The sequence below is a fragment of the Pseudomonas cedrina subsp. cedrina genome (assembly GCF_001983175.1).
Taxonomy (GTDB): domain Bacteria; phylum Pseudomonadota; class Gammaproteobacteria; order Pseudomonadales; family Pseudomonadaceae; genus Aquipseudomonas; species Aquipseudomonas cedrina.
In genome coordinates this window covers 176,997-203,168 of sequence record NZ_MNPW01000009.1, presented here as the reverse complement: position 1 = coordinate 203,168, position 26,172 = coordinate 176,997, and the positions used below count along the sequence as shown (strand labels likewise).

General features: G+C 61.3%; 22 protein-coding genes. 14 read left to right on the top strand and 8 right to left on the bottom strand.

Annotated features, from left to right (window positions below):
* Nucleotides 1-85: 85 nt before the first annotated feature.
* From BLL36_RS19955 to BLL36_RS19940, 4 genes are all read left to right on the top strand, one after another.
* Entirely contained in the window at nt 86-589 is a 504-nt protein-coding gene (locus tag BLL36_RS19955) for an ureidoglycolate lyase (protein ID WP_076953041.1), read from the top strand.
* A 51-nt stretch (nt 590-640) separates the two neighbouring features.
* Entirely contained in the window at nt 641-1,924 is a 1,284-nt protein-coding gene (locus BLL36_RS19950) for a urate hydroxylase PuuD (protein ID WP_076953040.1), read from the top strand.
* A 255-nt stretch (nt 1,925-2,179) separates the two neighbouring features.
* Nucleotides 2,180-3,529 carry a nucleobase:cation symporter-2 family protein gene (locus tag BLL36_RS19945; RefSeq protein WP_076953039.1) on the top strand — a complete coding sequence of 450 codons (1,350 nt, stop codon included), beginning with the start codon at nt 2,180-2,182 and terminating at the stop codon, nt 3,527-3,529.
* Nucleotides 3,530-3,758: 229 nt separating this feature from the next.
* On the top strand, nt 3,759-4,544 hold the full coding sequence (locus BLL36_RS19940) for an outer membrane protein OmpK (RefSeq protein WP_076953038.1): 786 nt from the start codon (nt 3,759-3,761) through the stop codon (nt 4,542-4,544).
* A gap of 108 nt (nt 4,545-4,652) precedes the next feature.
* On the opposite strand, the gene BLL36_RS19935 is transcribed toward BLL36_RS19940, so the two are convergent.
* Both BLL36_RS19935 and BLL36_RS19930 read right to left on the bottom strand, forming a co-directional pair.
* A complete protein-coding gene (locus tag BLL36_RS19935; RefSeq protein ID WP_076953037.1) occupies nt 4,653-5,801 on the bottom strand; it encodes a patatin-like phospholipase family protein in 1,149 nt (382 codons plus the stop codon).
* Between the two features lie 30 nt (nt 5,802-5,831).
* Nucleotides 5,832-6,767 carry a lipid A biosynthesis lauroyl acyltransferase gene (locus BLL36_RS19930; RefSeq protein ID WP_076953036.1) on the bottom strand — a complete coding sequence of 312 codons (936 nt, stop codon included), beginning with the start codon at nt 6,765-6,767 and terminating at the stop codon, nt 5,832-5,834.
* 118 nt (nt 6,768-6,885) lie between these two features.
* Between BLL36_RS19930 and minC the strand changes: the two genes are divergently transcribed.
* From minC to BLL36_RS19900, 7 genes are all read left to right on the top strand, one after another.
* Nucleotides 6,886-7,623, top strand: coding sequence for a septum site-determining protein MinC (minC, locus tag BLL36_RS19925; protein WP_076953035.1), 738 nt, complete (start codon nt 6,886-6,888; stop codon nt 7,621-7,623).
* Between the two features lie 200 nt (nt 7,624-7,823).
* A complete protein-coding gene (gene minD, locus BLL36_RS19920; protein ID WP_017737535.1) occupies nt 7,824-8,636 on the top strand; it encodes a septum site-determining protein MinD in 813 nt (270 codons plus the stop codon).
* Nucleotides 8,637-8,639: 3 nt separating this feature from the next.
* Nucleotides 8,640-8,894 carry a cell division topological specificity factor MinE gene (gene minE / locus BLL36_RS19915; RefSeq protein WP_003175252.1) on the top strand — a complete coding sequence of 85 codons (255 nt, stop codon included), beginning with the start codon at nt 8,640-8,642 and terminating at the stop codon, nt 8,892-8,894.
* A gap of 95 nt (nt 8,895-8,989) precedes the next feature.
* On the top strand, nt 8,990-9,625 hold the full coding sequence (locus tag BLL36_RS19910; RefSeq protein WP_076953034.1) for an RluA family pseudouridine synthase: 636 nt from the start codon (nt 8,990-8,992) through the stop codon (nt 9,623-9,625).
* Nucleotides 9,626-9,834: 209 nt separating this feature from the next.
* Nucleotides 9,835-11,124 carry a M18 family aminopeptidase gene (locus tag BLL36_RS19905; protein ID WP_076953033.1) on the top strand — a complete coding sequence of 430 codons (1,290 nt, stop codon included), beginning with the start codon at nt 9,835-9,837 and terminating at the stop codon, nt 11,122-11,124.
* A gap of 183 nt (nt 11,125-11,307) precedes the next feature.
* Nucleotides 11,308-11,484: a hypothetical protein gene (locus tag BLL36_RS31065; RefSeq protein ID WP_165448113.1), complete on the top strand. Its 177-nt coding sequence runs from the start codon at nt 11,308-11,310 to the stop codon at nt 11,482-11,484.
* Between the two features lie 52 nt (nt 11,485-11,536).
* Entirely contained in the window at nt 11,537-13,708 is a 2,172-nt protein-coding gene (locus tag BLL36_RS19900) for a mechanosensitive ion channel family protein (protein WP_076953032.1), read from the top strand.
* Nucleotides 13,709-14,663: 955 nt separating this feature from the next.
* On the opposite strand, the gene BLL36_RS19885 is transcribed toward BLL36_RS19900, so the two are convergent.
* The 5 genes from BLL36_RS19885 to BLL36_RS19865 all read right to left on the bottom strand — a co-directional run bounded on the left by BLL36_RS19885 (nt 14,664) and on the right by BLL36_RS19865 (nt 19,738).
* On the bottom strand, nt 14,664-14,888 hold the full coding sequence (locus BLL36_RS19885; protein ID WP_076953031.1) for an MbtH family protein: 225 nt from the start codon (nt 14,886-14,888) through the stop codon (nt 14,664-14,666).
* A gap of 82 nt (nt 14,889-14,970) precedes the next feature.
* Nucleotides 14,971-16,365 (bottom strand): aspartate aminotransferase family protein, encoded by a 1,395-nt coding sequence (locus tag BLL36_RS19880; protein WP_076953030.1) that lies wholly within the window; start codon nt 16,363-16,365, stop codon nt 14,971-14,973.
* A 467-nt stretch (nt 16,366-16,832) separates the two neighbouring features.
* The gene (locus BLL36_RS19875; RefSeq protein WP_076953029.1) at nt 16,833-17,600 is read right to left on the bottom strand and encodes an N-acetylmuramoyl-L-alanine amidase; all 768 of its coding nucleotides are present in this window, start codon (nt 17,598-17,600) and stop codon (nt 16,833-16,835) included.
* A 141-nt stretch (nt 17,601-17,741) separates the two neighbouring features.
* Nucleotides 17,742-19,061, bottom strand: a complete 1,320-nt coding sequence (locus tag BLL36_RS19870) for an ATP-binding protein (protein ID WP_076953028.1) — start codon at nt 19,059-19,061, stop codon at nt 17,742-17,744.
* Entirely contained in the window at nt 19,058-19,738 is a 681-nt protein-coding gene (locus tag BLL36_RS19865; RefSeq protein ID WP_076953027.1) for a response regulator, read from the bottom strand. Before BLL36_RS19865 ends, BLL36_RS19870 begins: the two co-directional genes overlap by 4 nt.
* 163 nt (nt 19,739-19,901) lie before the next feature.
* Here BLL36_RS19865 and dsbD point away from each other — a divergent pair, with 163 nt between their 5' ends.
* Genes dsbD through dsbG form a run of 3 tightly spaced genes read left to right on the top strand, consistent with a single transcriptional unit; the run spans nt 19,902 to nt 23,212 of the window.
* Nucleotides 19,902-21,629, top strand: a complete 1,728-nt coding sequence (dsbD, locus tag BLL36_RS19860) for a protein-disulfide reductase DsbD (protein ID WP_076953026.1) — start codon at nt 19,902-19,904, stop codon at nt 21,627-21,629.
* Entirely contained in the window at nt 21,630-22,475 is an 846-nt protein-coding gene (locus BLL36_RS19855) for a TlpA disulfide reductase family protein (RefSeq protein WP_076953025.1), read from the top strand.
* The gene (gene dsbG / locus BLL36_RS19850; RefSeq protein ID WP_076953024.1) at nt 22,451-23,212 is read left to right on the top strand and encodes a thiol:disulfide interchange protein DsbG; all 762 of its coding nucleotides are present in this window, start codon (nt 22,451-22,453) and stop codon (nt 23,210-23,212) included. The genes BLL36_RS19855 and dsbG overlap by 25 nt, the downstream gene beginning before the upstream one ends.
* Before the next feature lie 65 nt (nt 23,213-23,277).
* Here dsbG and BLL36_RS19845 read toward each other — a convergent pair whose 3' ends face one another.
* Entirely contained in the window at nt 23,278-25,989 is a 2,712-nt protein-coding gene (locus BLL36_RS19845; RefSeq protein WP_076953023.1) for a hypothetical protein, read from the bottom strand.
* Nucleotides 25,990-26,172: the final 183 nt, after the last annotated feature.

Genomic DNA, 26,172 nt, shown 5'->3' with positions numbered 1-26,172 from the left:
CCAAGAGCGGACGCGGAGCGTCCAGGGCAGCGTTCCCACGCAGAGCGTGGGAACGATCTATACAGCATCCGGATAAGAGACAGCCATGCGCACACTGATGATCGAACCCCTGACCAAAGAAGCCTTCGCCCCTTTCGGAGACGTTATCGAAACCGACGGCAGCGATCACTTCATGATCAACAACGGGTCGACCATGCGCTTTCACAAGCTGGCGACGGTCGAGACCGCGCAGCCTGAAGACCACGCCATCATCAGCATCTTCCGCGCCGACGCGCAGGACATGCCGCTGACCGTGTGCATGCTGGAGAGACATCCGCTGGGCAGCCAGGCCTTCATTCCGCTGCTCGGCAACCCCTTTCTGATCGTGGTCGCGCCAGTTGGCGATGCACCTGTATCAGGCTTGGTCCGCGCCTTCGTCACCAACGGCAGGCAGGGCATCAATTACCATCGCGGCGTCTGGCACCACCCGGTGCTGACGATCGAAAAGCGGGATGACTTCCTGGTGGTTGATCGCAGTGGCACAGGCAATAACTGCGATGAGCATTTTTTTGAAGAGGATGAGCGGTTGATCCTCGCCCCCCACCAATAAGAGAAGGCCGGATCACCCGACAACAAGGGTGACAGGCGAGAGGTAAAGACTGTGGAAGCACATCTGTTGGAATGGCTGAACCTGAGCGTGCGCTGGGTTCACATGATCACTGGCGTCGCCTGGATCGGCGCTTCGTTCTACTTCGTCTGGCTGGAAAACAACCTTAACCGCGTCAACCCCAAAAGCGGCCTGGCCGGTGACTTGTGGGCGATCCACGGTGGCGGTATCTACCACCTGGAAAAATACAAACTGGCTCCCCCGACCATGCCGGACAACCTGCACTGGTTCAAATGGGAAGCCTATTTCACCTGGATGTCGGGCGTCGCGCTGCTGTGCGTGGTGTTCTACTGGAACCCCACGTTGTACCTGCTGGCACCGGGCAGCAGCCTCAGCGGCACCGAAGGCGTGTTGCTGGGCATCGGCTCGTTGTTCGCAGGCTGGTTCATTTACTCCTTTCTCTGTGACTCGGCACTGGGCAAACGCCCGGCCCTGCTCGGCTTGATCCTGTTCGTGCTGTTGATTGCCGCAGCTTATGGCTTCAGCAAGGTGTTCAGCGGACGCGGTGCGTACCTGCACGTGGGCGCGGTAATCGGGACGATCATGGTGGGCAACGTGTTCCGCATCATCATGCCCGCCCAGCGTGCACTGGTGGCGGCCATCGCCGAAAACCGCACGCCGGACCCGGCACTGCCGGCCAAAGGCTTGCTGCGTTCGCGTCACAACAACTACTTCACCCTGCCGGTGCTGTTCATCATGATCAGCAACCACTTCCCGAGCACCTACGGCAGCCAATACAACTGGCTGATCCTGGCCGGGATCGCCGTGGCGGCGGTGTTGGTGCGGCACTACTTCAACACTCGGCATAACAGCCAGAAGTATGCGTGGACCTTGCCGGTGGGGGCGTTGGCGATGATTTGCCTGGCCTATGTAACCGGTCCCAAGCCCGCCGCTGAAGTGGCCAAGGCGCCTGCGGCGATTGAGTACCAGCCCTTGCCGGAAACCGCGCTGGGTGGTGGCTTGAAGCCCGCAGCGCCTGCCGCACCGGCGGCTGGGCCGGCACCGGCACAGGCCACCACGGATTTCGGCCAGGTGCACCACGTGATCGAGCAGCGCTGCACCGTGTGCCATTCGGCCAAGCCCACCAGCCCGCTGTTCAGCACGGCACCGGCAGGTGTGATGTTCGACACCCCGGAGCAGATCCAGCAACAGGCGGCGCGTATTCAAGCGCAGGCCGTGGCGAGCCAGATCATGCCGCTCGGCAACATCACCCAGATGACCCAGCAGGAAAGAGACCTGATCGGCACCTGGATCAACCAAGGAGCCCGCACCAACTGACTGTTTCACACCGTTCCCATGTGGGAGCTGGCTTGCCAAAAATCTCCCTGTAGTGAGCGGGCTTGTCCCGCGCTGGGTGGCGAAGCCGCCCTAAACCCAGGCGCCTGAGTTCTGTCTGGCAGAACGCGGTGGCTGGATTGGGGCGGCTTTGCCACCCAGCGCGGGGCAAGCCCGCTCACTACAAAGATGTGTAAGTACTCCCACAATTGAGATGCGTTCCAAACAACACAACAATAAAAAGATCCGAGGTGTTGCATGACCGAGTTAGTCGAACCGCAGATTCCTGCCGCGCCCGCCATGGCGCGGCTGCCCCTCTTGCAACTGATTCTGGTAGGCCTGCAACACGTCTTGCTGATGTATGGCGGTGCCGTCGCCGTGCCCCTGATCATCGGCCAGGCTGCGGGCCTGGGCCGTGAAGAAATCGCCTTCCTGATCAATGCCGACCTGCTGGTGGCCGGTATCGCCACCCTCGTGCAGTCGTTCGGTATCGGCCCGCTGGGCATCCGCATGCCGGTGATGATGGGCGCCAGTTTCGCCGCCGTCGGCAGCATGGTGGCCATGGCCGGCATGCCGGGTATCGGCCTGCAAGGCATTTTCGGCGCGACCATCGCCGCCGGGTTCTTCGGCATGCTGATTGCGCCGTTCATGTCCAAGGTGGTGCGCTTTTTCCCGCCGTTGGTGACGGGCACAGTGATCACTGCGATTGGCCTGTCGCTGTTTCCCGTCGCCGTGAACTGGGCGGGTGGCGGCAGCGCCGCCGCGACCTTCGGCTCGCCGATCTACCTGGCGATCGCCGCGCTGGTGCTGGGCACCATCCTGCTGATCAACCGCTTCATGCGCGGCTTCTGGGTGAACATCTCGGTGCTGATCGGCATGGGCCTGGGGTATGTGTTGTGCGGCCTGCTTGGCATGGTCGACCTCAGTGGCCTGGCCCTGGCCCCGTGGGTGCAGGTGGTAACGCCGCTGCACTTTGGCATGCCCAGGTTCGAGCTGGCGCCGATCCTGTCGATGTGCCTGGTGGTAGTGATCATCTTTGTCGAGTCCACCGGGATGTTCCTCGCGTTGGGCAAGATCACCGGCCGGGACGTCACGCCCAAGATGCTGCGCCGTGGCCTGCTGTGTGATGCCGGCGCATCGTTCTTTGCCGGCTTCTTCAACACCTTTACCCACTCCTCCTTTGCGCAGAATATCGGCCTGGTGCAGATGACCGGCGTGCGTTGCCGCTCGGTGACGATCATGGCCGGGGTCTTTCTGATCGTACTGAGCCTGCTGCCCAAGGCCGCGTACCTGGTGGCGTCGATTCCCCCGGCGGTGCTGGGTGGCGCGGCGATTGCCATGTTCGGCATGGTGGCGGCCACTGGAATCAAGATCCTGCAAGAGGCCGATATTGCCGACCGTCGCAACCAGTTGCTGGTGGCGGTGAGCATCGGCATGGGTCTGATCCCCGTGGTGCGCCCGGAATTCTTCGCGCAACTGCCGCTGTGGATGAGCCCGATTACCCACAGTGGCATCGCCATGGCCACCCTCAGCGCGTTGTCGCTGAATATCCTCTTCAACATTCTTGGCGGGGCCGGGCGCCCTGCCGTTGAGCACGCCCACACCTGAAACATGCCCCATTGTTGCCCTGTGCGCGCTGTAACGGCGCACTTGAGCCCAGACGTGGGAGCCAGTATTCTCCGCGCCCGCTTGAATCGACGGTTTTTCTACCGCCTTGGCGCGGCTTTTGCTGTAGCCATAAAGCTGACCAATCAGACGAGTTTTTCAGCCAATCCAAAGGCGCCACACCAGAGCGCCAGATGAAAAAAAACATAAAACTTTAACTCGGGAGCACCGAATGAAACCTATGTTCAAAGGCCTGATGCTGGCGGGATCCCTGCTGGCCGGTGGCCAAGCCGTGGCCGGTGATGTGCTGCAGTGGCAGAACAACAGCCTGACTTACCTGTGGGGCAAGAACTTTACCGTCAACCCGCAGATCCAGCAGACCGTCACGTTCGAACATGCCGATGCCTGGAAGTACGGCGACAACTTCTTCTTCCTCGACCGCATCTTTTACAACGGCAAGGAAGACGGCAACGCCGGTCCGAATACCTACTACGGCGAGTTCAGCCCGCGTTTGTCGTTCGGCAAGATTCTGGACAAGGATTTGTCATTCGGCCCGATCAAGGACGTGCTGCTGGCCTTCACTTACGAGTTCGGCGAAGGCGACAACGAGTCGTACCTGCTGGGCCCGGCTTTTGACCTGAACATCCCTGGTTTCGATTACTTCCAGCTGAACTTCTACCAGCGCCAGACCGAAGGCAATCGCCCGGGTGACGGCGTGTGGCAGATCACACCGGTGTGGTCGTACACCCTTCCCGTGGGCAACTCCGATGTGTTGATCGACGGTTTCATGGACTGGGTGGTGGACAACGACAAGAACGCTCGCGGCACGTATCACGCCAACCTGCACTTCAACCCGCAGGTCAAATATGACCTGGGCAAGGCGCTGCATTGGGGTGACAAACAGCTGTATGTCGGTTTTGAATACGACTACTGGAAGAACAAGTACGGGATCGAAGATTCGGGCGCGTTCAAGACGACTCAGGACACGGCAAGCTTCCTGGTCAAGTATCACTTCTAACTGCTGGACACTATCCCCTGTGGGAGCTGGCTTGCCTGCGATAGCGATAAGTCTGTGCCAAATAGGTTGGCTGACACTCCGCCATCGCAGGCAAGCCAGCTCCCACATTCAGATTGGGGACAGGCCAAGGAACCGTGTGATTTCCTCACGCTTGGCCAGCGCATCCTTGCGCCCCAACTCAATCAACTCGCTGCAATACCCCGCCTCGAATAGCAGATAACTCAACACCCCCGCCCCGCTCGTCTTGGTCGCTCCCGGCCCACGCAGGAACATGCGCAGTGCCGCCGGCAATTCCTGCCGGTGCCGCGCGGCGATTTCATCGATGGGCTGGCTCGGCGCGATCACCAGTACTTCCACCGGCGCCAGGCCCTGGGCCGCGCTGCCGGTCGGCTGGAATTCGCTGAACTGGTTCAAGCGCTCAAGCAATTCGATATCACTTTCCAGGCTGTCGATGAACGTGCTGTTGAGCATATGCCCGCCGATCTGCGCCAGCGTCGGTTCCTGGCCGGTAAAGGTGCGCTGCACCGCTGGAGCATTGCCACGTGGGTTACCGCTGACGCCCACTACCAACACGCGGGTGGCGCCCAGGTGCAAGGCCGGGCTGATGGGTGCCGATTGCCGCACGGCGCCGTCGCCAAAGAACTCCTGGTCGAGTTTGACCGGGGCAAACAGCAAGGGGATCGCCGAACTGGCCAACAAGTGTTCAACCGTCAGCCGGGTGGGCATGCCGATACGGCGATGGCGCAACCAGGCGTCGATGGTGCCGCCGCCTTGATAGAAGGTCACCGCTTGCCCGGACTCATAGCCAAAGGCCGTCACGGCTACCGCGTGCAGGTGCTTGTGCCGGATGGCCTCGTCGATGCCGTCCAGGTCCAGGCGTTCTTGCAGCAGGTCGCGTAACGGTGAGCTGTTGAGCAAGGCCACCGGCACTTGGGCACCCAGGCCCAGCAGGCTATGGATAAAGAAACGGCTCGCTTGGCGCATCACGCCCGGCCAATCGCTGCGCAGCACCAGATGACTGCGAAAGCCCTGCCAGAAGGCGGTCAGGCGTTGGATCGCGGCCCGAAAGTCCATGGCGCCACTGGCCAGGCTCACCGCGTTGATCGCCCCCGCCGAAGTGCCGACAATCACCGGGAACGGGTTGGGTGCGCCCGGCGGCAGCAATTCGGCAATCGCCGCCAATACCCCTACCTGATACGCCGCTCGCGCCCCGCCGCCGGAAAGAATCAAGCCTGTAACCGGTTCAGCTGGGCGCATTGCGTCACTCCGCGTGGGGAAAAGTAGGCCTTATCGGCGGCGTTTTTCGTACAGCTTGGGTTCACCCGGTGGCCGGCTCTTGAAGCGGCGATGGGTCCACAGGTATTGCTCGGGGCATTCCCGCACCGAGGCTTCGACCCACTGGTTGATGCGCAGGCAGTCGATTTCATCGCTTTCGCCCGGAAAATCGCTCAACGGCGGGTGGATGACCAGCCGATAACCGCTGCCATCGGCCAGGCGCTCCTGGGTGAACGGCACCACCAGCGCCTTGCCCAGGCGCGCGAACTTGCTGGTGGCGGTCACGGTGGCGGCCTGGATGCCGAACAACGGCACGAAAATACTCTGCTTGGCGCCGTAGTCCTGGTCCGGTGCGTACCAGATGGCGCGGCCGGCGCGCAGCAGCTTGAGCATGCCGCGCACGTCTTCGCGCTCCACGGCCAGGGAGTCGAGGTTGTGACGCTCGCGGCCACGGCGCTGGATATAGTCGAACAACGGGTTGCCGTGCTCGCGGTACATGCCGTCGATGGTGTGCTTCTGCCCGAGCAGCGCGGCGCCGATTTCCAAGGTGGTGAAGTGCAGCGCCATGAGGATCACGCCCTTGCCATCCAGTTGGGCCTGCTTGAGATGCTCCAGGCCTTCGACATGGGCCAGGCGCGCCAGGCGTTGGCGCGACCACCACCAGCTCATGGCCATTTCAAAGAAGGCGATGCCGGTGGAAGCGAAGTTTTCCTTGAGCAAGCGCTTACGCGCCTGGGCGGATTTTTCCGGAAAGCACAGCTCGAGATTGCGCGCGGCGATGCGGCGACGTTCGCCGGCCACATGATACATGCCGGCACCCAGCACGCGACCAATGGTCAACAGCGCGCGGTACGGCAGTTGGGTAACCAGCCACAGCGCGCCAAGTCCCAGCCATAACAGCCAGAAACGCGGGTGAAAAAATGCAGTGCGAAAACGCGGGCGATCCATTACAGATTCCGGTAAAGACAGGGCCGCGCATTCTACAACGGTTCGACTCGGCTTGCGGCCCGTGGATGTTCTCGTTATAAGTCTCGACACTTTTCGTGACAAGCCGCTTTTGCCGACCATGAGCCAAACCGAACCGCTAGACCAAGATCCCGTGTTCCAGCTGAAGGGCAGCATGCTCGCCATCACCGTGCTGGAACTCGCCCGCAACGACCTCGACGCCCTGGATCGCCAGCTCGCCGCCAAGGTCGCCCTGGCGCCGAATTTCTTCAACAATGCCCCGCTGGTGCTGGCCCTGGACAAACTGCCGGCCGGCCAAGGCAGCATCGACCTGCCCGGCCTGATGCGCGTGTGCCGCTCCCATGGCCTGCGCACGCTGGCGATTCGCGCCAGCCGCATTGAAGACATCGCCGCCGCCATCGCTATTGAACTGCCAGTACTGCCACCGTCCGGCGCACGCGAGCGTCCGCTTGAACCATTGGTCGGTGAAGAGAAGAAAAAACCGGAAAAACCACCGGAGCCGACGATCAAGCCTACAAAGATCATCACCTCGCCCGTACGCGGCGGGCAGCAGATTTACGCCCAGGGTGGCGACCTTGTGGTGATCTCTTCGGTCAGCCCGGGGGCGGAACTTCTGGCCGATGGCAACATCCATGTATACGGCCCGATGCGCGGCCGTGCGCTGGCCGGCATCAAGGGTGATACCAGGGCCCGTATTTTCTGCCAGCAGTTGACCGCTGAGTTGGTATCCATCGCAGGCCAGTACAAGGTTGCCGAAGATTTGCGCCGCGATCCGCTGTGGGGGGCTTCGGTGCAGGTCAACCTGTCGGGCGATGTGTTGAACATCATTCGTCTTTAACGGATACTGCCGCATTTTCCAAGCATCTCTAAACTCTGATAGCACAGCGAAACCGGCAATACTTGTGTAGGACTAATTGGAAGTTGGCGTTTCCCTGCGGAAACCACATCTTTTTCCTACAAAGGCTGTCCGCCTGCAGCGAGTTCCAAGAGATGTTTTTCAGGGACTGAAACGTCCTTCTTCCTTAGGGGTGAAACACCTTGGCCAAGATTCTCGTGGTTACATCCGGCAAGGGTGGTGTGGGTAAGACCACCACCAGCGCCGCTATCGGTACCGGTCTCGCTCTGCGCGGCCACAAGACAGTGATTGTCGACTTCGACGTCGGCTTGCGTAACCTCGACCTGATCATGGGCTGCGAACGCCGCGTGGTGTATGACTTCGTCAACGTGGTCAACGGCGAAGCCAACCTGCAACAGGCCCTGATCAAGGACAAGCGCCTTGAGAACCTGTACGTACTGGCCGCCAGCCAGACCCGCGACAAAGACGCGCTGACCAAGGAAGGCGTAGGCAAAGTCCTGGCCGAGCTGAAGGAAACCTTCGAATACGTGGTCTGCGATTCGCCGGCCGGTATCGAGACCGGTGCTCACCTGGCGATGTATTTTGCCGACGAAGCGATCGTGGTGACCAACCCGGAAGTCTCCTCCGTACGTGACTCGGACCGCATGCTCGGCCTGCTGGCCAGCAAGTCCCAGCGCGCCGAGAAAGGCGAAGACCCGATCAAGGAGCACCTGCTGCTCACGCGCTACAACCCTGAGCGGGTCAGCAATGGCGAAATGCTTGGCGTTGAAGACGTGAAGGATATCCTCGCCGTGACCCTGCTGGGCGTGATTCCAGAATCCCAGGCCGTCCTCAAGGCTTCCAACCAGGGCGTCCCGGTGATCCTCGACGACCAGAGCGACGCCGGCCAGGCGTACAGCGACGCCGTCGATCGCCTGTTGGGCAAGACCGTGGAACACCGCTTCCTCGATGTCAAGAAGAAGGGATTCTTCGAGCGTATCTTTGGAGGCAACTAAACAATGAAATTTCTCGACTTCTTTCGCGCCAACAAAAAGCCAAGTACCGCGTCGGTAGCGAAAGAGCGTCTACAGATCATCGTGGCGCACGAACGCGGCCAACGCAGCACACCGGACTACCTGCCAGCCCTGCAGAAGGAACTGGTCGAGGTGATCCGCAAGTACGTCAATATCGGCAACGATGACGTGCATGTCGCCCTGGAAAATGACGGCAGCTGCTCGATTCTGGAACTCAATATCACCCTGCCTGATCGTTGATCGAACAGGCGGCCGCCACGGCGGCTCGTTCACCCGTATCCCTTTTCAAGGCCGGGTGGGCGAGCCGCCGTTGGCGTTTGTTACGAGGCTGTTTAATGCCGTTGTCCAACATCCATATCCTCTATCAGGACGCCGCCGTCCTGGTGGTGAACAAGCCGACCCTGCTGCTCTCGGTGCCTGGTCGCGCCGATGACAACAAGGACTGCCTGATCACCCGCCTGCAGGAAAACGGCTACCCCGAAGCCCGCATTGTTCATCGCCTGGACTGGGAAACCTCGGGGATCATCCTGCTGGCCCGGGACGCCGACACCCACCGCGAACTGTCGCGCCAGTTTCATGACCGTGAAACCGAAAAAGCCTACACCGCTCTGGCCTGGGGCCAACCGGCACTGGACAGCGGCAGCATCGATTTGCCCCTGCGCTACGACCCGCCGACCAAGCCACGGCATGTGGTGGACCACGAATTCGGCAAGCATGCGCTGACGTTCTGGAAAGTGCTCGAGCGTTGCGGCGACTGGTGCCGCGTGGAGCTGACGCCGATTACCGGGCGTTCGCACCAGTTGCGGGTGCACATGCTGTCTATCGGTCACCCGTTGTTGGGGGACGGTTTGTATGCCCATGAACAAGCCCTGGCCGCCTGGCCGCGCCTGTGCCTGCATGCGAGCATGTTGAGCTTTACCCATCCGCAAAGCGGCGAGCGCCTGCGCTTCGAGTGCCCGGCGCCTTTCTAACCTGCAAACCCGATCGAATGTGGGAGCTGGCTTGCCTGCGATAGCGATGGATCAGCACCACATTTTTTCCTGATAGACCGCTATCGCAGCGGTGCGGCGATCCGACAAGCCAGCTCCCACAGGGTTCTGAGTGATCTTCGATAGAGCAGCCACACTCCAAATCCGGAGCCAATACGGTAAACTCCGCACACTGCTGTCTGGAGCTATTTATGCGCGAAGCGTTGAATCAAGGCCTGATCGACTTCCTCAAGGCCTCCCCTACTCCTTTTCATGCCACTGCCGCCATGGCCCAGCGCCTCGAAGCGGCCGGTTACCAGCGCCTCGACGAGCGCGACACCTGGACCACCGAAGCCAACGGCCGTTATTACCTGACCCGCAACGACTCCTCGATCATCGCCTTCAAGCTCGGCCGCCATTCGCCGCTGCAGGGCGGTATCCGCCTGGTCGGTGCCCACACCGACAGCCCATGCCTGCGGGTCAAGCCGCAGCCGGAGTTGCAACGCCAAGGCTTCTGGCAGTTGGGCGTGGAAGTCTACGGCGGCGCGCTGCTGGCGCCGTGGTTCGACCGCGACCTGTCCCTGGCCGGCCGCGTGACCTTCCGCCGCGACGGCAAGGTCGAAAGCCAGTTGATCGACTTCAAGCTGCCCATCGCCATCATTCCCAACCTGGCGATTCACCTGAACCGTGAAGCCAACCAGGGCTGGGCGATCAATGCGCAGACCGAGCTGCCGCCGATCCTCGCGCAGTTTGCCGGTGACGAGCGCGTGGACTTTCGCGCCGTGCTTACCGAGCAATTGGCCCGGGAACACGGGCTGAACGCCGACGTGGTGCTCGACTACGAGCTGAGCTTCTACGATACCCAAGGCGCCGCGGTGATTGGCCTGAACGGCGACTTCATCGCCGGTGCGCGCCTGGACAACCTGCTGTCGTGCTACGCCGGCCTGCAAGCCCTGCTCACCAGCGACAGCGAAGAAACCTGCGTGCTGGTGTGCAACGACCACGAAGAAGTCGGCTCCTGCTCGGCCTGCGGTGCCGACGGCCCGATGCTCGAACAGACCCTGCGCCGATTGCTGCCTGAAGGTGATGAGTTCGTACGCACCATTCAGAAATCCCTGCTGGTTTCGGCGGACAACGCCCACGGCGTACACCCCAACTATGCCGACAAGCACGACGCCAACCACGGCCCCAAGCTCAATGCCGGCCCGGTGATCAAGGTCAACAGCAACCAGCGCTACGCCACCAACAGCGAAACCGCCGGGTTCTTCCGCCATCTGTGCATGGCCCAGGAAGTACCGGTGCAGAGCTTCGTGGTACGCAGCGACATGGGCTGCGGTTCCACCATCGGCCCGATCACCGCCAGCCATCTGGGCGTGCGCACCGTAGACATCGGCCTGCCGACGTTTGCCATGCACTCCATTCGGGAGCTGTGCGGCAGCCATGACCTGGCGCATCTGGTGAAGGTGTTGGGCGCGTTCTACGCGAGCCACGATTTGCCTTGAGACCGTAGCGCAGCCATCGCGGGCAAGCCCGCTCCCACATTTGGAAGGCATTCCCTGTGGGAGCGGGCTTGCCCGCGATGGCGATTTCAAACACACCGAACGCTACCTGATACACATCAACCCCACTTCCCCCAATCCCGCCTAGACTTGTCAGTATTCCTACTCCGACAAGGCCATCACCCCATGATTTCCATGTCCTCCTTCCACGCCATGCTGATCCCGATCCTGATCGGCATGTTCCTGCTGGCCGTGGGTTTCAACTTTCGTGACAAGCCCCTCGGCGTGTTCGGCATGTGGGTGGGTATGCTGCTGATTCTGGGCACGGTGGTATACAAGATCCTCGCCAAACTGGCCGAATGACGCTTGCCCTCGTACACTCGATCGACCTGCCGTCTTCAAGGTTGCCCGCCTCGTGTTTTCCCGTCTGTTCGCCCTGCCCTGCTCGCTATTGATTGCCCTGCTCGTACTGCTGCCATGCGCCCCTGCCCAAGCCGTGGGTTTGCCAGGCATGCTCGGCAGCGGCGCCAAGGCCCAACCCCAGGCCGAGGTGCCGTTGGGCCAGTCGTTGGACGAGGTCATCAAGACCCTGGAGAACGACCAGCAGCGCACCCAGTTGCTGAGTGACCTGAAGAAGCTGCGCGCAGCCACGCAAAAAGCCCAGCCCGCCGCAGAGCTGGGGGTGTTGGGGCTGATCGGCAGTACGCTGTCGGGCTTTGAGCAGCAGTTTTCCGGCACCGACAGCCCGATGGGGCGCTGGTCCAACGAAGTCGACCTGGCCAAGCAAGAACTCAGTGCGCTGATGCTGCCGGCCAACGAATGGCTACCGATCATTTTCGGTTTTGCCCTGATCCTGGCGGTATGGAGCCTGCTCGCCGCCGCGCTGATCTGGCTGAGCCACCGCGTGCGCGAACGTTTCGGCCTGCCCGAGGAATTGCCGCAGCACCCACGCACCTGGGACATGGTGCGCTTCGCCCTGCGCAAACTGGGCCCCTGGCTGATCGCCCTGGTGATCACGGTTTACCTGAGCTACGCCCTGCCTTCGTCCCTGGGCAAATCCCTGGCGATGGTATTGGCTTACGCCCTGGTGGTCGGCACCTGCTTCTCGGCCATCTGCGTGATTGCCTTTTCCGTGCTTGACGGCCCCCATCGCCATCGCGCGCTGTACATCCTGCGCCACCAGGCGTTCCGCCCCCTCTGGTGGATCGGCAGTTTTGCCGCCTTCGGTGAAGCCCTGAGCGATCCCAGGCTGGTACAAGCCCTTGGGCAACACCTGTCCCACACCGCCGCGACCGTGGCCAATGTGATGGCGGCTTTATCGACCGGCGTGTTTATCCTGCGTTTCCGTCGGCCCATCGCCCACCTGATCCGCAACCAGCCGCTGTCACGCCGCCTCACACGCCGCGCCCTCAGCGACACGATCGAAATCATCGGTTCGTTCTGGTACATCCCCGCGTTGCTGCTGGTGGGCATTTCGCTGTTCGCCACGTTCGTCTCCGCCGGCGACACCAGCACCGCCTTACGCCAGTCACTGCTGTGCACGGTGCTGCTGGTGTTGTGCATGGTGATCAACGGTCTGGTACGCCGCCACGCGCTCAAGCCACAACGCGGGCACAAGCGCCACGCGCTGTACTCCGAGCGCCTGAAAGGCTTCGTCTATACCTTGGCGCACCTGCTGGTGTGGCTGGTGTTTATCGAGCTGGGCCTGCGGGTGTGGGGCCTGTCGCTGATTCGTTTTACCGAAGGCGATGGCCATGAGGTCAGCGTCAAACTGTTCGGCCTGGCCGGGACCTTGCTGTTTGCCTGGCTGATCTGGATTCTCAGCGACACCGCGATTCACCATGCGCTCACCCGCTCGCGCAAAGGCCTGGCCAACGCGCGGGCACAGACTATGATGCCGTTGATCCGCAACGTGCTGTTCGTGACGATTTTCATCATCGCCGCCATCGTCGCCCTGGCGAACATGGGCATGAACGTCACGCCGCTGCTGGCCGGTGCCGGCGTGATCGGCCTGGCCATCGGCTTTGGCGCGCAATCGCTGGTGGCGGACTTGATCACCGGCCTGTTCATCATCATCGAGGACTCCCTGGCCATCGATGACTACGTGGACGTGGGCGGCCACCTGGGTACCGTCGAGGGCCTGACCATCCGCACGGTGCGCCTGCGCGACATCGACGGGATCGTGCACACCATCCCGTTCAGCGAGATCAAGAGCATCAAGAACTACTCGCGGGAGTTCGGCTACGCGATCTTCCGGGTGGCGATCCCGTACAACATGCAGATTGACGACGCCATCAAGCTGATACGCGATGTCGGCCAGAAAATGCGCAACGACCCCCTGCAACGGCGCAACATCTGGTCGCCTCTGGAGATCCAGGGTGTGGAGAGTTTCGAGTCGGGCAGCGCGATCCTGCGTGCACGCTTCAAGACCGCGCCGATCAAGCAGTGGGAAGTGTCGCGGGCGTTCAACCTGTTGCTCAAGCGCCAACTGGATGAAGCCGGGCTGGACCTGGCGACGCCGCGGTTGAGTGTGCAGGTGGTGACGGGGGCTGCGGGTGCAGAGGGGAAAGAGAAGAGTGTCCAGTAGGCAATGGGGTCTGGGAGTTGGATTGCCTGCGATGGCCGTGGCAAGGGAGCTTGCTCCCGTGGCGGCCCCTGGGCCGACCATGTCTCTGGGTTTGAGTACATATCCATTCCTGCGGTAACGGCGGCTATTGGTTCCGCCCTTACGGCGGCTCACTTTTGAAAAGCGCAAAAGTAAGCAAAACGCTCTTGCCCCACCACTCGGTGCCTCGCCTAGGCTCGGCATGCCCGAACGCAGGCTTGAATCCGTGGGCCGCCGTCATGGGCCATCCATGGCCCAGGACGGCTAACCCGGCGTCCTGCCGGGTTACCCACGGATTCAAGCCTGCGTTCGGCCAGCGTGGTTGACGGGGCGCCTGAGATCAAGATCAAAACCCAGATCAAGAGCAGATCAAGAGCAGATCAAGAGCAGATCAAGAGCAGATCAAGAGCAGATCAAGAGCAGATTAGGTGGCACTCCACCGATCTGCTTTTCTGTGGGAGCTGGCTTGCCTGCGATGCAGACAACTCGGTGTGCCTGATTTACCGAGGTGTTTGCATCGCAGGCAAGCCAGCTCCCACATTTTGAACCAGTACCGACAGCAAATACCGGTCGGCTCTAAGGCCGCCGCGCTTTGGCTTTTGATCTGGGATCGCCCCGTCAAACACGCTGGCCGAACGCAGGCTTTGGAGCGTGGGTAACCCGGCAGGACGCCGGGTTAGCCGCACTGGGCCATGGATGGCCCATTGCGGCGGCCCACGCTCCAAAGCCGGAGTGAGGGCATGCCGAGCCTAGGCGAGGCACCGAGTGTTGGGGCGAAGGCCTTTTGGTTACTTTTGGGCCTTTCCAAAAGTGACCCGCCGTAAGGGCGGAACCCTAAGTGGCCGTGACCGCAGGAATGGATATGTACTCAACCTCAAATACATGGTCGGCCCAAAGGCCGCCACGGAAGCAAGCTCCCACACTGAATCGTGACGAATCAGTTAGCGACGGCAGCACCATCCATCTTCTGCCGCAAACTCAACGGCCGCATATCAGTCCAGACTTCCTCAATGTACGCCAGGCACTCTTTCTTCATGCCGCTCTTGCCCACGGTGCGCCAGCCTTCCGGCACGGCCTTGTAGTCGGGCCAGATGGAATACTGTTCTTCGTGGTTGACCACTACCTGAAACAGGATGTCGTCGCGGTCAAATACTGAGGTCATTGCTGTTCTCCATCGCTAAAAGGCGGGCTGCGCACCGTGCGCAGCACTGATATCTGTAGAAACGTATAACCCTGGCAAAAAATTAGAGGCTGGCGACCGCCGCCGCCAACGCGCGCCCGAAGATATCCGCGACCCGGTCGACTTCGGCGGCGGTGATCACCAGCGGCGGCAGGAAGCGCACCACGCTGCCATGTCGCCCGCCCAGCTCGAGGATCAGCCCGCGCTTGAGGCATTCGCGCTGCACCAGCGGCGCCAGCTGGCGATGAACCGGTGGGTGGCCTTGAATGTCGAGTGGACCCTCGGGCTCAACCAGTTCCACGCCGAGCATCAGCCCGCGACCGCGAATATCCCCCAGGTGCGGGAAGTCGCGCTGCAGGATGCGCAGGTGTTCACCCAGGCGTTCGCCCATGGCCGCCGCATGGCCGGCCAGGTCGTGGTCCTTGAGGTAGCGCATCACCGCCGAACCCGCCGCCATCGCCATCTGGTTGCCACGGAAGGTGCCGGCATGCGCGCCCGGCAGCCAGGTGTCGAGCCAGTCGCGGTACACCACCACCGCCAGCGGCAGGCTGCCGCCGATGGCCTTGGACATCACCACCACATCCGGGATGATGCCCGCGTGTTCGAAGGCGAACATCTTGCCGGTGCGGCCGAAACCGCTCTGGATCTCATCGACGATCAACGCCACGCCCGCTTGCTCGGTGATGCGTCGCAGGCCGCGCAGCCAGTCCAGATCAGCCGGGATCACTCCGCCTTCGCCCTGCACCACTTCGACGATCACCGCCGCCGGCAGCAATACGCCTGCTTCCGGGTCATTCAACAGGTTTTCCAGGTAATGCAGGTTGACCCGCACACCTTCCGCGCCGCCCAGGCCGAACGGGCAACGGTAGTCGTAGGGATACGGCAGGAATTGCACGCCATTGCCGAGCAACGCGCCCAAGGGCTTCTTCGGTCCCAGGCTGCCCATCAGGCTCAACGCGCCCTGGCTCATGCCGTGATAACCGCCCTGGAACGACAACACGGTGCTGCGCCCGGTGGCGGTGCGCACCAGTTTCAAGGCGGCTTCGACGGCATCGGTGCCGGTGGGGCCGCAGAACTGGATCTTCGCTTCCCGCGCCAGCGCTGGCGGCAGCAGGCCGAACAGGTCCTGCACGAACTGGTCCTTGACCGGGGTGGTGAGGTCCAGGGTATGCAGGGGCAGTTCATCGGCGAGCACTTGCTGGATGGCCTCGATCACCACCGGGTGGTTATGCCCCAGCGCCAGGGTACCGGCGCCGGCCAGGCAGTCGATGAAACTGCGGCCTTCGACGTCTTCCACGTAGATGCCTTTGGCGCGCTTGAGCGCCAGGGGAATGCGCCGTGGGTAGCTGCGGGCGTTGGATTCCTGCTGGCGCTGACGGGCAAGCAGCGGGGAGTCGTCGAACTGGTAGAGCGTTTCATGCACCTGGGCGTCTTCGATACGGCTGGTAGCGACTGACATTTCTCGATCCCTCAATACGCTGATGATGACCAAACTGCCGATCCGATGGCGTCTGGCCCAAGGGGCATGCGCACGGATTTCCTGTTCTGGAAACGCACCAGCGCAGGGAGGATTTACTCCGCATGTCGCGAAAAGCCACTGGCCGGTAACTCGGGCAACTGTGGGAGCTGGCTTGCCTGCGATGACCATAGGTATCTACACAACTTTCAAAGGCTGACAAATCTCCGTGTAGTGAGCGGGCTTGTCCCGCGCTGGGCTGCGAAGCGGCCCCAACCCAGGCGACCTTGTTCTATCTGGAACTCTGCGGTGTCTTTATTGGGGCGGCTTCGCCACCCAGCGCGGGACAAGCCCGCTCACTACAAAAATGTGTAGATACCTATGCTGCGATGACATCACCTCGGTGTGCCTGATGTACCGAGGTGTCTGCATCGCAGGCAAGCCAGCTCCCACAGGACAGCATTCAGGCTTCAGAGTCCGAGGTACTTTTCATTCAGCGCATATAAGATCGCGCAGGTCTCTGTGTCCAGAACCCCGTAGAAATCCCGCGGGCGGAAGTGCATCTGAAATGCCCGCGTCCTCTGTTGAAACGCCTGCCGGTTCTTTGCAGGCGCATACCCGTAGCGCTGGAATGCCCGCTCCACCTCGACTTCCGAGGGCAACCCGGTGCAAAATCGACGTTGATACATCGCCCGCGTCGGCTCATCGAACCAGGCACCCACGCCTGCCTCATGCAAACGACGCCACGGCAGTTGCGGCCCCGGATCGCTCTTGCGCGCATACGCCACGTCCGAATGCCCAAGGATGTCGGTGGGCCCAACTTGCGGATAACGTCCAAGAATGTCGCGAACCAGCGCTATCAGCACGTCAGTCTGTTCCTCGCCGTAGGACGGAAAAGTGAACACCCCGCCGTCATCCCGCGCCAGGTTGACGATTTCGATGCCAATCGAGCGGCTATTGAGGTTATCGCGTCCCGCCCAATGGCTGACCCCGGCATGCCAGGCGCGCTGTTCTTCCGCCACCAGGCGAAACACCCGCAGCTCTTCATAACCGGCAGCGCGGTAACTTGGCTCATCTGGATCGGGCAGCAAATAGTGCGCACTGACCCCGTCCCGGGTCAGGGTGCGCAGGGAGGAGCCAAAGGGCGCCGCGGTGTAATGCAGAATCACCTGCCCCACAGACTCGCCGTTACGCTCGTTGAAGCCTGTGGCAGGAAAACTGGTATCAATGACCAACATAAGAACCGTCCTTTTCAATTCAGGCCGAGTCGTTCAGCCCGTTCAAACGCAAAAAATCAACGCCATCCTGAAGGCTTGAACCTCAGGAGGGCGGTAACTATTTGTGCTTGAAAGAAAAGTTGGCACCCAAAAGAAAAGTGATCAGCGCCGCAGCGGCATGCCCAATTCGACGCGCAGGCCATCCGCCTGGCTGTCGAACTTCAGCGAGCAGGAACAACGCTGCACGATCGCTTGCACGATCGCCAGGCCCAGGCCGCAGCCTTCGCTGTTGCCATTGCGCCAGAAGCGTTGGGTCAGGTATTGCAGGTCCTCGGGCGAGATCTGCTTGCCGTGGTCACGCACGCGGAACACCACATTATCGGCCGAGGTGATCACGCGCAGTTCCACGCGCGTATCCGCCGGCGTGTGGCGCAAGGCGTTATCCAGCAGGTTGCGCAAGGCCGCGACCGCCAGGCCAACCGGCATGCCCACCGGCGCGTCGGACAGGGTGTCGGGCAGGATCAGGTCGATGCGCGCGTTGTCGCCGGCATTCGCATCCTGGATCGCCAGCCGTGCCACTTCTTCGGCACTGGACTGCACGCCATCATCGAATGACAGGCTGCCTTCCACCCGCGCCAGCAACAGCAATTGCTCCAGGGTGCGATGCAGGCGGTCGGCGCCCTCCTCGGCGTGGGCCAGGGACTGGTCGCGGGCCGCGCCCTCGGTCATGCGCGCCACTTGCAGGTGGGTCTTGATCGCCGTCAGTGGGCTGCGCAGCTCGTGGGCGGCGTCCCCGGTGAGGCGCCGTTCGCGCTCGATGGTCTTGGCGATGCGTTGCAACAGTTGGTTCTGGGTGTCGAGCAGTGGCTTGAGCTCGCTGGGCAGTGGGTCGATCTGCAGCGGCTCGAGGGAGTCGGGGCTGCGGCGCATCAACGCATCACGCATGCGGTTGAGCGGCAGCAGGCTCTGGCCGATGCCCAGCCACAACAGGCACAGGCAGCCCAGCATCGCCACGCCCACCGGCACCGACGCCGCCAGCAGGATCGACAGGTTCAGCGCCTCGCGTTCCACCTGGCGGTCAGCGGTGGTGATCAACAGGTCGCCACGGGACAGGGTAAAACTGCGCCAATTCACGCCATCGATCACCTGGTCCCGAAAGCCGCTCACCCGCGACTCCAGCCCTTCATCCGGGGTAGCGTGGCTGCGCGCCAGCACTTCACCACGCAAGGAGCTGACCTGGCACGCCATGCCCCCCGGTACATTCAGGCTGCCATGCAAATGCGCGCCAGCGCTCTCACTGGCCAGCCCCGGCATCTGCTCGGTGAGCCCCGCCACCATGCGCGCGGACGCCACCAGGCGCTGGTCGAGGGAGAACATCATCTGGTTACGCAAGTCGTTGAGCATCCAGGCCGCCGCGAGGGCCCAGATCAGCACAAAGGCGGCGCCCAGCTTGAACGTCAGGCGCAGGCGCAGGCTTTTCACGGGGCGTCCTCGCCCCCGTCAGCCGGGCCCAGGCGGTAGCCCAGGCCGCGCACGGTCTCGACAATGCCGTTGCCCAATTTGCGCCGCAGATGGTGGATGTGCACGTTGAGCGCATTGCTTTCAAGCTCATCGTTGAAGCCGTAGACGCTGTCCTTGAGCTGCTCGCTGGACAGCACGCGGCCCTTGTTGTGCAGCAGGGCTTGCAGCAGCGCCTGCTCACGGCGTGACAGGTCCACCGGCTGGCCGCCCAGGAAGGTTTCGCGGCTGCTGGGGTCGTAGGCCAGGCGGCCATGTTCGATCAGGTTGACCCGGCGGCCGGCCACGCGGCGCAACAGGGTCTGCAGGCGCGCGGCGAGCTCGCGCAGGTCGAAGGGCTTGAGCAGGTAGTCGTCGGCGCCGGCTTGCAGGCCGTCGACGCGGTTGGTCACCGAGTCCCGCGCGGTGAGGATCAGCACCGGGATTTCCAGGCCCTGGCTGCGCTGTTGCTGCAACAGCTTGAGGCCATCCTCGTCGGGCAGGCCGAGGTCGAGCACCATGATGTCGAACGTGGCCGCCCTGAGCATGGCCCGCGCGGCGCCGGCGGTAGCCACGCGCTCGACGGTAAAACCCTGGGCGGTAAGGCCGGCCACGATGCCGCTGGCGATCAGTTCGTCGTCTTCACAGACCAGTACGTGCATGGTGAACCCTTCAGGAAAGATGGGGGTGATTAAAGGTGCCGCGGATTAAGCGCAGATTATGCCGCTAAACCCGCCACACTCCCTCTAGAATAGCCTGGGTTAATCATCGGTTAATCAACGCCACACATTGTGTGCCTCACTTGCATCGAACTAAGGCTTGACCATGCGGCATCTGTTTACCTTTCTGCTGGTGTTGTTCGCGGGGTTCGCCCAGGCCGCGCCGGGTAACCCGTTTGAAACAAAACCCGACTTCCTTCCGGTGGGCAAAGCCTTCACCTTTACCTCGGAACGTCTTGAAAGCGGCGAGACCCAGCTGTATTGGCAGATTGCCGATGGCTATTACCTGTACCAGCAGCGCATGAAGTTCGATGGCCTGGCCGAAAAGCCCGTGTTGCCCCAGGGTGAGCCCCATAGCGATGAGTTCTTCGGCGAGCAGCAAGTGTATCGCCAGGGCCTGGAAGTGAAGATTCCGGCCGGCGCAACCGGCCAGGTCAAACTGGGCTGGCAGGGCTGCGCCGATGCGGGCCTGTGCTACCCGCCGCAGTCGATCACCGTGGATTTGGGTGGCAATCCCGCCGTGGCAGCCACGGCCCAGGCTCAGGACCAGAGCCTGGCCAGCGGCTTGCAACAACGCAGCCTGGGCTGGAGCCTGCTGCTGTTCTTTGGCCTGGGCCTGCTGCTGGCGTTTGCACCGTGCTCCTTGCCGATGCTGCCGATTCTCGCCGGCCTGGTGGTGGGCAGTGGCGCCAGCCCCCGTCGCGGTTTTGCCTTGGCCAGCAGCTACGTGGTGTGCATGGCGCTGGTGTATGCGGCACTGGGCGTGTTGGCCGCATTGCTCGGCGGCAACCTCGCCGCGTTGCTGCAAACGCCGTGGATCCTCGGCAGTTTCGCTGCCTTGTTTGTGATCCTGGCCCTGCCGATGTTCGGCTTCTTTGAACTGCAACTGCCCGCGTTCCTGCGTGACCGCCTCGACAACGTCAGCCGCCGGCAAAGCGGCGGCAGCCTGGTGGGTGCCGGGGTGCTCGGCGCGCTGTCCGGCCTGTTGGTCGGCCCGTGCATGACCGCGCCCCTGGCCGGCGCGCTGCTCTATATCGCCCAGACCGGCAATGCGCTGCACGGCGGCCTGATCCTGTTCACCATGGGCATCGGCATCGGTATTCCGCTGTTGCTGCTGGTGACCGTGGGCAACCGCTTCCTGCCCAAGCCGGGCACCTGGATGAACGTACTCAAAGGCATCTTCGGCTTCCTGTTCCTCGGCACCGCCGTGCTGATGATTCGCCCGGTGGTTGGCGACGCCTTGTGGATCGGCCTGTGGGGCGCACTCGCGCTGGTGATGGCTTACTGCGGTTGGACCCTGGCCCGCGAATACGGCCTGGCCGCCAAGGTGTTTGGCGCCGGTTCCGTGGTGCTGGGCCTGTGGGGCGCCGTGCTGGTGGTGGGCGCAGCCGGTGGCAGCGGTGATCTGTGGCAACCGCTTAAGGTCTACAGCGGCTCGCGGGCCGCCGCCGTATCGACCGCCCACGACGCCTTCATGACCATCAACGACCCCGCCGTACTGCAAAGCCAGCTCGACAGCGCCAAGGCCGAGGGCCAATGGGTGCTGGTGGACTACTACGCGGACTGGTGCGTGTCGTGCAAGATCATGGAGAAGCAGGTGTTCGGCAAACCCGAAGTCATGCAAGCCCTGAAAGACGTGCGCCTGCTGCGCCTGGACGTCACCGCCGACAACGCCGCCAGCCGCGAGCTGCTCGGCCGCTACAAAGTCCCTGGCCCACCAACCTTCATCTGGATCGGCCCCAACGGCGAAGAACGCCGCGCCCAACGCATCACCGGCGAAGTGGATGCCGCCGCCTTCCTGCAACGCTGGACACACACCCGGGACGCCCTCTGAATGCTGACCCTGACCATCGGCACCTTCGCCATCGCCTTGAATCACCTGCTGCTCATCAGCGCGCTGGTTCTGGCCACCCTGGTGGGTTGGCGCGTGGCCAAGCGTGGCGGTGAAAACCCGGAATCGGTGCTGTTCAGCCTGTTTCTGCTGGGCATGCTGGTCGCCCGCGTCAGCTTTGTGCTGATGTACTGGAGCGATTACCGCCACGACCCGCTGCAGATGGTCGACCTGCGCGACGGCGGTTTCCTCGCCTGGCCCGGCGTGATCGCACTGGTCCTCGGCGCGCTGGCCTACGGCTGGCGCCGCCCGGCCCTGCGCAAGCCTCTGGGCGCCGGGGTAATCACCGGCCTGATGTTCTGGGGCATGACCAGCCTGTCCCTGAGCCTGTACGACAAGGGCACCCATCTGCCGGACATCACCTTGCGCAACGCCAATGGCGATGTGGTGCAACTGGCCGACTACAAGGGCGGCCCGCTGGTAATCAACCTCTGGGCCACCTGGTGCCCGCCGTGCCGTCGCGAGATGCCGGTACTGGAACGCGCCCAGCACCAACGCCCCGACGTGACCTTCCTGTTCGTCAACCAGGCCGAAAGCATGCAAAGCGTCGCAACCTTCCTCGCCACCCAGGGCCTGACCCTCGACAACGTGCTGTTCGACGCCAGCGGCCGCCTCGGCCAGGCCGTGGGCTCGATGGCGCTGCCCACCACGTTGTTCTACACCGCCGACGGCCGCCTGATCAACAGCCACCTCGGCGAACTGTCCCAAGCCAGCCTGGCCCGTGCCATGGAACCCTTCGACACCGATACAACAAGGAAACCCACATGCCCCGCCTCCGCCACCTGCTGACCCTGCTGCCACTGACGCTGGCCGCCACCCTGGCCCATGCCGAAGACTGGCCGGCACCGATCAAACAGATCGAGGCCAAGGGCGCCAAAATCCTCGGCAAATTCGACGCCCCCAGCGGCCTCACCGGCTACGCCGCGCAATACCAGAACCGCGGCATGGCGCTGTACCTGACCGCCGACGGCAAAAGCGTGATCGCCGGCAACCTGTACGATGCCCAAGGCAATGACCTGAGCAGCGCGCCCCTGGAGAAACTGGTGTACGCGCCGATGGCCAAGGAAGTCTGGGCCAAGATGGAAAAAAGCAGCTGGATCCAGGACGGCGACGTCAACGCGCCGCGCACCGTCTACCTGTTCAGCGACCCTAACTGCCCCTACTGCAACATGTTCTGGGAACAGGCCCGCCCGTGGGTAAAAGCCGGCAAGGTGCAATTGCGCCACATCATGGTCGGCATCATCCGCGAAGACAGCCCCGGCAAATCCGCCGCACTGTTCGCCGCCAAGGACCCGCAAAAAGCCCTGCAGGAACACGAAGCGGCGGGTAAAGGCAGCAAGTTGCAGGCACTGGACAAGATCCCGGCCGATATCGAGGCCAAGCTGGATGCGAATATGAAGTTGATGGAAGAGCTGGAGTTATCGGCGACGCCGGCGATTTTCTATCTGGATGACAAGGGTGGGTTGCAGCAACAGCAGGGGGCGCCTTCGCCGGAGAAGTTGGGGAAGATCATGGGGCCGAAGTAAGCGCATCCGAACAGGTTGACGTTAAAAAACGCCCATGCAGTTTGCATGGGCGTTTTTGTATGTCGCTACAACCAGAATGTGAAGAAGTCAAAGAACATGTAGTCCCCAGAGTGTATTTCTATACGCCCGATTTTTGAGCTCCCTGGCGTAGAGAAGTCCACCCAACCATGAAGCGGAGATCCAATATTGGCGCCATTCAAGTTCACCACACCCAAGTAGACACCCGACGCACTGTAGAACGTGAGCACCGTGTGGAGGTGGCTCCAAGTGTAAGCGAACTTCACTCTCTTGCATTCGAAGGCTAAATCCAAACGTAGATGTTGTTTAGGATTCTGGTCGGCGCCGCGACACAATACAATTGCTTGCCCCTCTAGCAGCCCCGGAGTTGGAGAGTATGAATCGATCCCCGCTGGGCCAGGGCCTGACAGGAAATTGATACGCATGGTCGGCGTACTAATACTCTGTCCCGCCGAAATAATCCTGGTGGGCTCTGTGGTGAAGTTCTCATAACGAATCTCCGGTGGCGCAACCAGGTTCAACACCCGCGGTGGGCATACCACGTTCACATTTGAACTACCATCGGTTGATAAGCTGAAAGTCAACGTCAGAGGGGTAGCGTCCATCAGTTTATCCAACTCGGGCCGCAGGACAGGTCCAGCCACCCCTACAGTCTCTTCTGCTGCCGTGATGGCTCTGGCCGAGTAAACATTGAACGAGTAGGGATTGCCGTTTTTATCCGTTCCATCCGTCCGTAACCAGGCCTTCTGCCCTGCCCGTAAAAACCACATTGGCTCTTCGATGGAATTGGCATTCCCAGTGAACGTTCTCAGGTCCAGAACAGCGTTTTGCGTCTTGGGCGGCGTTGCCTCCAATACGTTTGGCGTTTCCAGGCGCACAGGCAAACTGATCTTCAAGTTCAACGGCGGTGAGGTCTGCACCTTGCAGGCGGTGGTGACGGTGTAAGTGATCTCTACCGCTGTACCCATGCTCTCGATCACGGCTTCCGGCGGCAACAACCAGATCACCGCGCCCGTTGTGCTGCCAGGTTGGGAGGCCACCAACCAGCAAGAACCATTCGGTCTCTTCCAGCAGACGATGATGGCGTGCTTGGGGTTATTGCCGACATAATTCACTTCAACATGTACACCGGTGCGCCCGTTATAAGCGGTCAATTGGCCAAGCACCGCTTCCCTCACGGTGGGTTCGATCAGCACCATGGGCCCCTGTTCGATTTTGAAGGTCTGAACAGGAAATTCGTGTGCGCTAGCCAGATCACACTTGTCACAAAAACTCACTGCGAAGTGCAGGTCGAATTCGCTGCAATCCGCCAGCTTTTGCAGCTCAGCCCTTAGGATGGGTGGATTGATTCCATTCGCCTTCCAAACATCTGTAACAGGTGCATCCATCAAAATATCAAAACGGTAGGCACTGCCGTCTTCATGCTCACCCGTGATCCACATCCAGCAACATTTCGAACACTCGGCATAATCCCATACCGGCACAAAAGCCGTTGCGTCCGCTGGAAATGTGCTGAGGTCCAGGGTATTTCCCGTCGCCTGTTCGATCTGCGAATGAGGAAATTGGGGTAGCAACACGTTGACCATCTGTTCAGGTGATAGCTGTGGTTCACCGCCACTGGGGAATTGAACGGTGTAGGTGAGCATCATCGGCTTATTGAAAAAACAGGCAACGTCACAGGGCGACAGCTTGATAGACGCCCGATCCCCGTCCTTCTCAATCGTTACGCAGCCAAGCGGCTTGCTCCCATCATCGGGACCGCTCACGTAAAAACAGATTTGGTCGCCTTCGTAGATATCCAGACCGGAGACATCTACATCTCCCCCGTCTTTGGTGAGTTCCGGGTTGAGGCACCATTCATCGTCGTACAGCACTGATTGCCGTAGATGGGGGCGTGGCATGTTTTCAAGACGAGGATCCACAATCAACGCACTAGTGGGGCGAGGCCGACCTTCAAGCGCATTTTCCGGTAAACGTGTTTCAAGAATAGGATCGACATCAGCCGGAGGCAGTGGGGCGCGGCCATCGCAAATCCAACCCCAATGAATAGTCAACGACCCCCAAGGCCGACGACGCCCCATCCAGCCACGTGGCAGAGACAGCCTGAACACATGACCTGGCACAGCTTCAGCAGCCGTGACAACACGAGAAAACGCCACGTTATTGAAAGCAAAAGGCGTTTTGTCTTGGTCACCCGCCACGTTCACGAAAAATTGATCGCCTTCCTTAATGAGAGGATGGGCATACGCCTGGATCGTTTCATTCCCGGAAAACTTGTACATGTCCAACGTGGGCGTATTGTGAACGGGCTCAGAATGGACAAACTCGGGCGCAAAACCTTCAAGGTCTTTCTCGTCGTAAAAACGTACCTCCACTTCTGATACTCGAGACTGTGCAGGCTGTCCCGCCACCGTCCCTTTAAACGAAAACAACAGGGTGTGGCCCATACCCGAAGTTATGTAATTCAGAGGGATAGGGATTTTCCGCGCCCCACTCGTGCCACTGGTATCTACAATGTCTTCAAATTGCGGTTCGCCTCCATCCTTGACTTGAATCTGGACAGTAATATCCGAGTTGTCCATGTCCGAATCCGTGGTTAGAAAGGCTCCATCCTTCACATCCAATGGGTAAAGGGTACCTCCCTCCCCCTTGTAAATATCTGGAGCTTTAACCTCAACTGCCTTGGGCTTTGGAGGCTTAGGTTTGGGCGCTTTCACGAGTTTAGAGGGCGTGCCAGGCGTTAAATTTTTTTTAGCCATGATAAGAACTCCGTGTTCAGAACTTATTACCCTCGCCAGACCTGAGGCCGAGGGTCTCCCTCTAGTGAGCTCTTTTGACGCTTTCTCGCCTACTGTCAGAATTGACAGTTCGGACGAATCGCCTCGATTTGCCCGATAAACGGCTACCTTGAAACCAACATCACCGCCGCATTGCGCTCAAGA

Excerpts from the sequence above, each read along its gene's own strand:
- BLL36_RS19930 (WP_076953036.1), bottom strand. The coding sequence starts at position 6,767 with ATGGATCGCCCGCGTTTTCGCACTGCATTTTTTCACCCGCGTTTCTGG.
- BLL36_RS19910 (WP_076953034.1), top strand. The coding sequence starts at position 8,990 with ATGCCGTTGTCCAACATCCATATCCTCTATCAGGACGCCGCCGTCCTG.
- BLL36_RS19845 (WP_076953023.1), bottom strand. The coding sequence starts at position 25,989 with ATGGCTAAAAAAAATTTAACGCCTGGCACGCCCTCTAAACTCGTGAAA.
- dsbD (WP_076953026.1), top strand. The coding sequence starts at position 19,902 with ATGCGGCATCTGTTTACCTTTCTGCTGGTGTTGTTCGCGGGGTTCGCC.
- BLL36_RS19955 (WP_076953041.1), top strand. The coding sequence starts at position 86 with ATGCGCACACTGATGATCGAACCCCTGACCAAAGAAGCCTTCGCCCCT.
- BLL36_RS19865 (WP_076953027.1), bottom strand. The coding sequence starts at position 19,738 with ATGCACGTACTGGTCTGTGAAGACGACGAACTGATCGCCAGCGGCATC.
- BLL36_RS19940 (WP_076953038.1), top strand. The coding sequence starts at position 3,759 with ATGAAACCTATGTTCAAAGGCCTGATGCTGGCGGGATCCCTGCTGGCC.
- BLL36_RS19875 (WP_076953029.1), bottom strand. The coding sequence starts at position 17,600 with ATGTTGGTCATTGATACCAGTTTTCCTGCCACAGGCTTCAACGAGCGT.
- dsbG (WP_076953024.1), top strand. The coding sequence starts at position 22,451 with ATGCCCCGCCTCCGCCACCTGCTGACCCTGCTGCCACTGACGCTGGCC.
- BLL36_RS31065 (WP_165448113.1), top strand. The coding sequence starts at position 11,308 with ATGATTTCCATGTCCTCCTTCCACGCCATGCTGATCCCGATCCTGATC.
- BLL36_RS19880 (WP_076953030.1), bottom strand. The coding sequence starts at position 16,365 with ATGTCAGTCGCTACCAGCCGTATCGAAGACGCCCAGGTGCATGAAACG.
- BLL36_RS19885 (WP_076953031.1), bottom strand. The coding sequence starts at position 14,888 with ATGACCTCAGTATTTGACCGCGACGACATCCTGTTTCAGGTAGTGGTC.
- minE (WP_003175252.1), top strand. The coding sequence starts at position 8,640 with ATGAAATTTCTCGACTTCTTTCGCGCCAACAAAAAGCCAAGTACCGCG.
- BLL36_RS19935 (WP_076953037.1), bottom strand. The coding sequence starts at position 5,801 with ATGCGCCCAGCTGAACCGGTTACAGGCTTGATTCTTTCCGGCGGCGGG.
- minC (WP_076953035.1), top strand. The coding sequence starts at position 6,886 with ATGAGCCAAACCGAACCGCTAGACCAAGATCCCGTGTTCCAGCTGAAG.
- BLL36_RS19905 (WP_076953033.1), top strand. The coding sequence starts at position 9,835 with ATGCGCGAAGCGTTGAATCAAGGCCTGATCGACTTCCTCAAGGCCTCC.
- BLL36_RS19945 (WP_076953039.1), top strand. The coding sequence starts at position 2,180 with ATGACCGAGTTAGTCGAACCGCAGATTCCTGCCGCGCCCGCCATGGCG.
- BLL36_RS19855 (WP_076953025.1), top strand. The coding sequence starts at position 21,630 with ATGCTGACCCTGACCATCGGCACCTTCGCCATCGCCTTGAATCACCTG.